Below are 8,554 nucleotides of genomic sequence, written 5' to 3'. Positions count from 1 at the left end.
GGATAGCCACGCGGTATGAAAAGCTTGAACGAAATTATCATTCAATGCTCGCTTTAGCATTTACTATGATGTGGCTACCAATGTGGGCTGATTGATATATGTACTACAAAGATCAACAGCCCCTAATCAGCTTTAAGGTTGATAACCTACATCATCGAGTAAATCTTTACTGCCAGCGGCATCGCGCGCTAAGTCATCTACAATTTCATTGTATTTATGACCGCTATGCCCTTTAACCCATTTCCAGGTTACGGTGTGTTTAGCGCACGCTAAATCGAGGCGTTTCCATAAGTCGACATTTTTTACTGGTTTTTTAGCTGAGGTTAACCAGCCGCGCTTTTTCCAATTCGTGATCCAAGACTCAATACCTTGTTTCACATATTGGCTATCGGTAGTGATATTAATAACACATGGGCGAGTTAATACTTCCAGAGCCACAATTGCCCCCAGCATTTCCATGCGATTATTAGTTGTTAGTTTATAACCTTGACTCAATTTTTTTTCATGTTCGTTATAAATCATGAATATACCATAACCACCGGGGCCTGGATTACCTAAGCACGAACCATCGGTATAAATCTCTACGGTTTTTTCCACTGTTTTACCTTGATATTATGTACAATAAAGTGATTATAGAAAGATACCAGAGTCAGGATTAATTCGATATGGCACGCAGACAAATAGTTTTAGATACAGAAACCACAGGCATCGACCCTAAACAAGGGCATCGTATTATCGAAATAGGGTGTGTTGAATTAGTAAATCGCCGCTTAACCGGCAATAACTTTCATGTGTATATTAACCCGCAGCGCAACAGTGAAGAAGAAGCAATAGATGTTCACGGTATCACTAATGAGTTTTTACGTGATAAACCATTGTTTCATCAAATTGCTCAAGAGTTTTTTGATTATATTAAGGGTGCAGAACTGGTTATTCATAATGCGCCGTTCGATATTGGCCATATGGATAACGAATTTTCTCTGCTTAACCAGGGCTATCCTAAAACGGCCACTTTCTGTCAAGTACTCGACACGCTTAAAATGGCGCGTGACTTGCATCCAGGACAAAAGAACAACCTAGATGCGCTATGCCGTCGTTACGACGTAGATAACGCTAAGCGAACCTTGCACGGCGCATTACTGGATTCTGAAATATTAGCTGACGTTTACCTAGCAATGACTGGCGGACAAGTTAAGCTAAATTTGAATCAAAATAAAAATGACGATACCGATCAGCAAAAAGGCGGAATACGACGCTTAAGCGCCCAAAGAGCACCTCTTGTAGTATTAAGCGCCAGTGAGGCAGAACAAGCTGCACACGAAGCACGATTAGATATTGTTAATAATGAAGGCGGCCACTGTATATGGCGCGCTGATTAAGGCCATATTATGAAAACCTTTTATTTGGTAACCGCATTAGTATCTGCTAGTTTTTTTGCAACCAGCGCATATGGCGTTAAACAAGTTGAAGTACTAAAGCGTGATGGGAGGCAAAATGAAATCCCTTTATTAGATAATCGTTTTCGTATTGATAGTAAAGTAGCTGAAATAACCTTACTTTTTTTTAGAAAACCAGGCTCACCGGCTGTTATTTTAGTAAGGCCCGATGGCAGTAAATATTTTGCTACCGAATCAGTTAAAAACCCTGACTTAAGTTGGCATGACGAGCTTAGTTATGATTTGGTTACCATACGCAACCCCATGGCTGGCCCTTGGCAAGTTATAGGTAATATCTTACCCGACAGCCGCATTGTCGTATTAGGCCAGGTATCACTTGAGGCAGAGCCGTTACCGGAAATGCTGTTTCGAGGCGAGACAATAAAAATCACCGGAAAAATTTTAAATGACGGTGCTCCCATAAATGCCAATCTATTTAGAGATGTCGTTACCTTAAATGTTGATTTTGTAAGTACTAATAGTGCAGAGGCTGCTAATTTTGGAGCCAGTACTCAAGAAGTCGCTGAATTTAAAGATGATGGCCGAGGGTTTGACGAACGCCCAAACGATGGCGTTTTTACGGGCGAGTTTAAATTAGACTTTCCCGAAGGAGAATGGATCCCCGAACTCTACATAGCAACCCCCTTATTACAACGTCGAATAGTGCAAAGCAGCATTGTGGTACATTCTGCCCCAGTAAGTTACGACATGACGCTAGCAGAGCAAGAAAGTAACGAGCACCTTTTAGCTATTAATTTAGATGACACAATAGTTAAGCCAGAAACCGTAATTATGCAGGGTAAAATTTACTACCCTAATAACGAAGAGCAAATGTTTAGTATAGAGTCGGATGCACAACATACGAGGCAGTTAGCAATTAAAAATTATGGTTGGGGTCGATATAGTGTCGAGCTGTCTATTTTTGGCACAAATATAAAGGGTCGTGAGTTTATGGCAACGCTGCCAACGTACAAATTTGAAATTGCACGCCCAATAGAAGCGGTACCAGCAGTTGATCCAGCGACCATAATTCCACCTGATTTAATGATTGAGAGTGAACCCGTAGCAGAAAAAATAGCGAATTGGGTTTTACTCAGCTTAATTATTGTTGGAAATCTGTGCGTTTTATTAATGGGTTGGCTGGCAATTCGTATTTTTGTACAGAAAAAATCGCTTAAATTTAAAGTGAAGCTGCCTTTTATAAATAAAAAGACAACAACAAATGACGATGTTGGTAATTCTGAAAAAAAGCAAAGTACTAAAAACGGCTCAAAAAATGACAAAAGCGGTGAAATTTTAAACCTTTCGATGACAGATGACTAAAAAACCTAAATAAAAGCGAAAAAGCCCTTGACGAAATAGGGGCTGGTTCGTATTATTCACGCCGCTGTCAGGGGAGACTCAAACAGCAACGAAAATGTGGAGTGGTAGTTCAGTTGGTTAGAATACCGGCCTGTCACGCCGGGGGTCGCGGGTTCGAGTCCCGTCCACTCCGCCAATTTTCGAAAACTTGTAAGCAAAACTGGAGTGGTAGTTCAGTTGGTTAGAATACCGGCCTGTCACGCCGGGGGTCGCGGGTTCGAGTCCCGTCCACTCCGCCAACGCTTACACAACATATGGTTGTAAAACATATTCTTATTCTGGAGTGGTAGTTCAGTTGGTTAGAATACCGGCCTGTCACGCCGGGGGTCGCGGGTTCGAGTCCCGTCCACTCCGCCAATAAGAAAAAAGATAACAGTTTAAATATACGCTGGAGTGGTAGTTCAGTTGGTTAGAATACCGGCCTGTCACGCCGGGGGTCGCGGGTTCGAGTCCCGTCCACTCCGCCAACTATTTAAACATTGTTATAGTATAAAATTTGTATGCTGGAGTGGTAGTTCAGTTGGTTAGAATACCGGCCTGTCACGCCGGGGGTCGCGGGTTCGAGTCCCGTCCACTCCGCCAACAAATTAAGTAATACAAGTAAAGTAAAAGTAATATGATATCTTTGCGGAGTGGTAGTTCAGTTGGTTAGAATACCGGCCTGTCACGCCGGGGGTCGCGGGTTCGAGTCCCGTCCACTCCGCCATTTGATATCAGTAACAAAATTAGTAAGTGCATTACCCCATGCACATACCACTGCGGAGTGGTAGTTCAGTTGGTTAGAATACCGGCCTGTCACGCCGGGGGTCGCGGGTTCGAGTCCCGTCCACTCCGCCACTTGTTATTTCCTCAATAACAAGTTGAATACAATCAAAATCATAAATTACATTTCTTAGCACATAAAAAAGCCCACAAAAATGCAGGCATAAATTAATCAGTGCAAACTTATTCAGCTTTTAAATACTGCTCTAAAAATTTCAAGTAAGCGTTTGATGCCGTGATCCGATTTTCTTTTTTGCTAAAACCATGACCTTCATCGTCAAACAATACATACTCAACTGGTACGCCATTGGCTTTAACTGCAGCTACAAGCTCATCACTTTCAACTTGTAACACGCGCGGATCGTTAGCGCCTTGAATAACCATAAGTGGCTTAATGATGTTTCTAGCGTGGAATAACGGTGAAATGGCGCGGTGACGATCCCCGTCTGTTGCCGGATCGCCCATTTCGTCGTACAGCGACTTTTTAAAGCTCTCCCACCAAGGTGGAATAGAATTAAGTGTACGTACCCAGTTGGTTACTCCAAAAATATTAATCCCAACTTTAAACTCTTCGGGTTCAAAGGCAAGGGCTGCCGCGGTCATAAAGCCGCCATAGCTACCACCCATAATGCCAATTTTATCGGTATCGACCCACTCTAAGCTCTGTAAATGTTTTTTGCCGTATACAATATCTTGTAGGTCATCGGTGCCGTGCTTTTTATCATCTAAATGAAAAAAGGTTTTACCATAGCCCGAGCTGCCTCGATTATTAACTGCAAAAATGGCATAACCATGATTTACCAAATGCTGTTGCATCGCACTATAACCGGTACGGCTTTGTCCGCCTGGCCCACCGTGCACCCAAATTAACGCAGGCACTTTGTTGGTGCTACTCGCTTGCTTGGGTTTATATAAAACACCTGGTATTTCTAAACCATCAAAGCTCTTAAAGCGTACTATAGTGCTTTGCACTAAATCGTTTTGATTAATTTTTTTACTGAGGGTATTAGTTAATTGCTGCGTGTTATTACTGCCTACTTGCCATACAAATAAATTACTAGGTGCAGTGTCTGAATTTAAATAAAAGGCCATGCTTTGCTCATCAGCTGAAAAGCTCACACCCCGTAAATTACCTGCCGGTAGCTTAGGCATGGCAATTTCTTTATTCGTTTGCGTATCGATCACGGTTACTTTAGTGCTGGCATCGGCGTTCACACCACTTACCTGGTAGCGCCCCGACGTTGAGAAATAAATAAAGCTTACGTCCCAGTCATCGGCTAAAGCTGGGCTGTGCTCGCCAGAAGCTAGGTCATAACGCCACATCTGCGAAAACTCACCTTTAGCGTCTGTAGAGTAGTATAAGTATTTGTTATCGGCAGAGAAGGTTTCAGGGCTGTATTGAGCAGGTGTATGGTGTTTTGAAATTAACTGTGGCTTTAGTGTTTTAGTATAAGTATCTAAAATAAAGGTATCGCTGTCTTTGTTGCTATTACTTTTAGACAGCGCAATAAAACGACCATTTGGGCTTATTGCACCTACATTTAGTCCTAAAGTATTTTGATAAACAGGCGTTACTTTATAGGTTTTACTATTAACGCGATATAAATCCATAAACTTAGCATCACGCTGATTGCTGGTAATAAAAAATTGGCTGGCATTTTTAGTGAAGCCGGCAAAACTAGCACGGGTTTCATCCCCTGGGGTTAAGTCTTTTACTGTGCCGTCAGTTTCGCGTACATAAATATGAAAGCGTTCGTTACCGCCCGTGTCTTTTGTAAACAACACTCGCTCATCATTTGGAAAATAGCGGATAGGGTAGGTACTGTCGGTAAAATCGGTTAAGCGAGTTTTGCCGCCTGTTTGGACATTAACCTCATATAGGCTGTAAATGCCACTTTCATCACTACTGACTAAAATTTTATCGCCATGGGGTGAAAAGCTACTCCCCATAATTGAGGTGGTATCAAAAAATGTTTCAGCTGAGTAGGTGCTCAGTTCTTTTACATGCGCTTTAGAGCTGGTTAGCGGGGCTGTATATGAGGATGAGTTGGTTGATTCACTGCAACCAGAGAGCGCTAGGGTAACTGCGCATGTAATTATTGTAAGTTTAATAATTTGCTTCATTGTTACGTTCCTTCACTGTTGTTTTTATAACCCGAATTTAGGTTAAAGTATTTATAGCAGTTTTACCTGAACAGTTTTTAAACGCAATAAGCAGCTGGTTTTATGTACAACAAAAGTGTATCAAAATCTTACACATAAAAAAGCCAGCACATAATGTGCTGGCTTTTATAACTTAAAAGTAGATGCTGGGCTTATTTAGCGGCATCAGTTTTTTTAGGTTTATTATTACGAGCTGCTTTACCAGCGAGTAAATCAGCAGGATCAAAGTCGTCAACGTTTATAACGTCTAAACGAGCTTGTTCTACAGCTGCTAACTTGTCAGCTTCTGCTTGGCTTAAAATACCAGCCTCAAGACCCATTTGCGCTACTTTATCAAGCTGAAAGAATGGCAGTTTAAGGCCTTTTTCTTTACATACACGGTCAAATAATGGCTCAACTTCAAGTACGTCTTTAAGCGTTTGCTCTTGACGGCCTACAAGGTTAAGCGGCTCATTTGTTAAATACACATAGCTTGCCAAACGATTACGCGTTTCGCTAGGTACTTGTAGTATTTGCGCTAATTTGTGTTCAAGTTGGTCGGTAGGTTTACGAACCGGACGGCCAAACGGGAATAACAATACTTTTAATACGCCACGCAGTGGAGCAGAAGGCATGTTATTAATTAAATCAGCAAGTGCGCGTTGACAATGATACAGGTGATCTTGACAGCTCCACTGTACTAACGGGAAGTCTTCTTTTTTACGGCCTTCGTCGTTATAACGTTTAAGCGTTGCAGACACTAAGTATAGGTAGCTTAGTAAGTCACCTAAGCGAGCAGAAATACGCTCTTTACGTTTTAGTGAGCCACCAAATACTGCCATGCTAATGTCAGACATAAGTGCAAGTGATGCACTAAAGCGCGACGCTATACGGTAAAACTCAGCGGTTTCGTCTTTGTACGGCACACTTGTAAAACGAGCACCCGTTAACGCGAGCCATTTAGTGCGCACAAGGTTAGACATGGTAAAGCCAATGTGACCCATTAATGCTTTATCAAATACGTTTAGCGCTTCTTCACGGTCTTCAATTTCGCACGCACCTAGTTCGGTAAGTACAAACGGGTGACAGCGAATTGCACCTTGACCATAAATAATCATATTACGGGTCAAAATGTTGGCACCTTCAACGGTAATCGCAATAGGTGCACCTTGATAACCACGGCCTAAATAGTTATTTGGCCCAAGCATGATGCCCTTACCGCCAAGTACGTCCATGGCGTGCAGGGTAGAGTCACGCATTTGTTCTGTAAGGTGGTATTTAATAATAGCCGAAACAACCGAAGGTTTTTCGCCTAAATCTACCGCACCGGTAGACATGCTTACTGCAGCATCAGAGCTATATGCATAACCAGCAAGTTTTGCTAACGACTCTTCAACGCCTTCCATTTTACCAATAGGTAAGCGGAACTGGCGACGAATACGGCTGTAGGCACCGGTTGCAACAGCAATCATTTTAATGCCACCGGCTGAGTTTGACGGCAATGTAATTGCACGGCCAACCGATAAACACTCAACCAGCATACGCCAGCCTTGGCCTGCCATATCTGGCCCACCAATAATGTAATCAAGCGGTACGAATATATCTTTACCCTGCGTAGGACCATTTTGAAACGGCACATTAAGCGGGAAGTGGCGACGACCAATTTCAACCCCTGGAGTATCGGTTGGAATAAGTGCACAGGTAATGCCAGGCTCTTTATTATCACCAATTAAACCATCAGGATCTTGTAATTTAAATGCAAGCCCTAGTACCGTAGCCACAGGTGCAAGCGTAATATAACGCTTGTTCCATGTAAGGCTAACACCTACAACTTCTTCACCTTTCCATTGTCCTTTACATACTACACCGTAGTCTGGAATTGAGCTTGCATCAGAACCTGCTTCTGGCGAGGTTAATGCAAAACATGGAATTTCTTGGCCACTGGCAAGGCGCGGTAAGTAATGGTCTTTTTGCTCTTTTGTTCCATAGTGCTGGAGTAATTCACCAGGGCCTAATGAGTTTGGTACGCCAACAATTGACGAAAGTAAGGTTGATTTACTGGTTAGCTTTTGTAGTACGCACGACTGTGCAAATGCTGAGAACTGTAAACCGCCATATTCTTTTTTGATGATCATGGCAAAAAATTTGTTATCTTTTAGGTATTGCCATACATCTTGAGGAAGATCGGTAAGTTCGTGTGTTGCTTCCCAGTCATCGAGCATACTACACACTACTTCAACAGGGCCATCGATAAAGGCTTGTTCTTCAATAGTTAGCTTAGGCACTGGATATTGGTGTAACTTTTTCCAATCTGGGTTACCACAAAATAAATCAGCTTCCCACCATGTTGTACCGGCATCAATGGCTGACTTTTCAGTATCAGACATGCTAGGCGTTACTTTTTTAAACATAGTAAAAAGAGGCTTAACAATATATTGCTGGCGAATACCAGTAACAGAGAGAGGCACCGCTATAATTAAAAATATTATCCAACTAATTAAACCAAAAGCACCCGCAAAGGTACCAATTAATAATGTTGCAATAGAAACACCAAGTGCGGTGTTCCAACTTGCTCTGTGGTAAACCGCTGCGCTGAGCAGTGCGATTAAACCGAGTGTAAATATGAGTGTCATTGCTAATTCCTTATTAGAGGTCAGACCACCTTAGTTAGAGTAGCGTTAGTAACGCTAAGTTTCAAGTACCTTACGTAGTTAAATTTTAATCGAAATAACCGTAAAAAAGCAGCTCATTTAATAGAGTCAGCGTTAATAAAGTAAGTTACAGCTTTAGTCTATGCATTCATAGCGACAAAAAAAATTTAATCTAATAGTAAAATGTTATTTTTTAAGTAA

General features: G+C 42.0%; 5 protein-coding genes, 7 tRNA genes and 1 pseudogene. 10 read left to right on the top strand and 3 right to left on the bottom strand.

Going from position 1 to position 8,554, the window contains the following annotated elements:
• Positions 1-95 (top strand): annotated as a pseudogene (locus tag H5058_RS13435) (IS5/IS1182 family transposase); the annotation flags it as partial.
• 37 nt (positions 96-132) lie between these two features.
• On the opposite strand, the gene rnhA reads toward H5058_RS13435, so the two are convergent.
• Entirely contained in the window at positions 133-597 is a 465-nt protein-coding gene (rnhA, locus tag H5058_RS13430; protein WP_011328623.1) for a ribonuclease HI, read from the bottom strand.
• A gap of 68 nt (positions 598-665) precedes the next feature.
• Here rnhA and dnaQ point away from each other — a divergent pair, with 68 nt between their 5' ends.
• The 9 genes from dnaQ (at position 666) to H5058_RS13385 (ending at position 3,635) form a co-directional block, all read left to right on the top strand.
• Entirely contained in the window at positions 666-1,379 is a 714-nt protein-coding gene (gene dnaQ, locus H5058_RS13425; protein ID WP_011328622.1) for a DNA polymerase III subunit epsilon, read from the top strand.
• Positions 1,380-1,388: 9 nt separating this feature from the next.
• A complete protein-coding gene (locus H5058_RS13420; RefSeq protein WP_089368529.1) occupies positions 1,389-2,759 on the top strand; it encodes a TIGR03503 family protein in 1,371 nt (456 codons plus the stop codon).
• A 98-nt stretch (positions 2,760-2,857) separates the two neighbouring features.
• Positions 2,858-2,934: transfer RNA gene (locus tag H5058_RS13415), tRNA-Asp, on the top strand.
• Between the two features lie 26 nt (positions 2,935-2,960).
• A tRNA-Asp gene (locus H5058_RS13410) sits at positions 2,961-3,037 on the top strand.
• A gap of 41 nt (positions 3,038-3,078) precedes the next feature.
• Positions 3,079-3,155, top strand: a tRNA-Asp gene (locus H5058_RS13405).
• Between the two features lie 33 nt (positions 3,156-3,188).
• Positions 3,189-3,265: transfer RNA gene (locus H5058_RS13400), tRNA-Asp, on the top strand.
• Positions 3,266-3,303: 38 nt separating this feature from the next.
• Positions 3,304-3,380: transfer RNA gene (locus tag H5058_RS13395), tRNA-Asp, on the top strand.
• A gap of 47 nt (positions 3,381-3,427) precedes the next feature.
• A tRNA-Asp gene (locus H5058_RS13390) sits at positions 3,428-3,504 on the top strand.
• A gap of 54 nt (positions 3,505-3,558) precedes the next feature.
• Positions 3,559-3,635 (top strand) — tRNA-Asp (locus tag H5058_RS13385).
• Positions 3,636-3,743: 108 nt separating this feature from the next.
• Here the strand turns inward: H5058_RS13385 and H5058_RS13380 are convergent.
• Entirely contained in the window at positions 3,744-5,684 is a 1,941-nt protein-coding gene (locus H5058_RS13380; RefSeq protein WP_182678566.1) for a S9 family peptidase, read from the bottom strand.
• Positions 5,685-5,875: 191 nt separating this feature from the next.
• Complete coding sequence (fadE, locus tag H5058_RS13375) at positions 5,876-8,335, bottom strand: acyl-CoA dehydrogenase FadE (RefSeq protein ID WP_011328618.1); 2,460 nt, start codon at positions 8,333-8,335, stop codon at positions 5,876-5,878.
• Positions 8,336-8,554: the final 219 nt, after the last annotated feature.

Source organism: Pseudoalteromonas sp. SR45-4 (genome assembly GCF_014163535.1).
GTDB classification, from domain to species: domain Bacteria; phylum Pseudomonadota; class Gammaproteobacteria; order Enterobacterales; family Alteromonadaceae; genus Pseudoalteromonas; species Pseudoalteromonas nigrifaciens.
This window is presented reverse-complemented; position numbering and strand designations above follow the sequence as displayed.

Coding starts and splice junctions, on each gene's coding strand:
- H5058_RS13420 (WP_089368529.1), top strand. CDS start 1,389: ATGAAAACCTTTTATTTGGTAACCGCATTAGTATCTGCTAGTTTTTTT.
- fadE (WP_011328618.1), bottom strand. CDS start 8,335: ATGACACTCATATTTACACTCGGTTTAATCGCACTGCTCAGCGCAGCG.
- H5058_RS13380 (WP_182678566.1), bottom strand. CDS start 5,684: ATGAAGCAAATTATTAAACTTACAATAATTACATGCGCAGTTACCCTA.
- dnaQ (WP_011328622.1), top strand. CDS start 666: ATGGCACGCAGACAAATAGTTTTAGATACAGAAACCACAGGCATCGAC.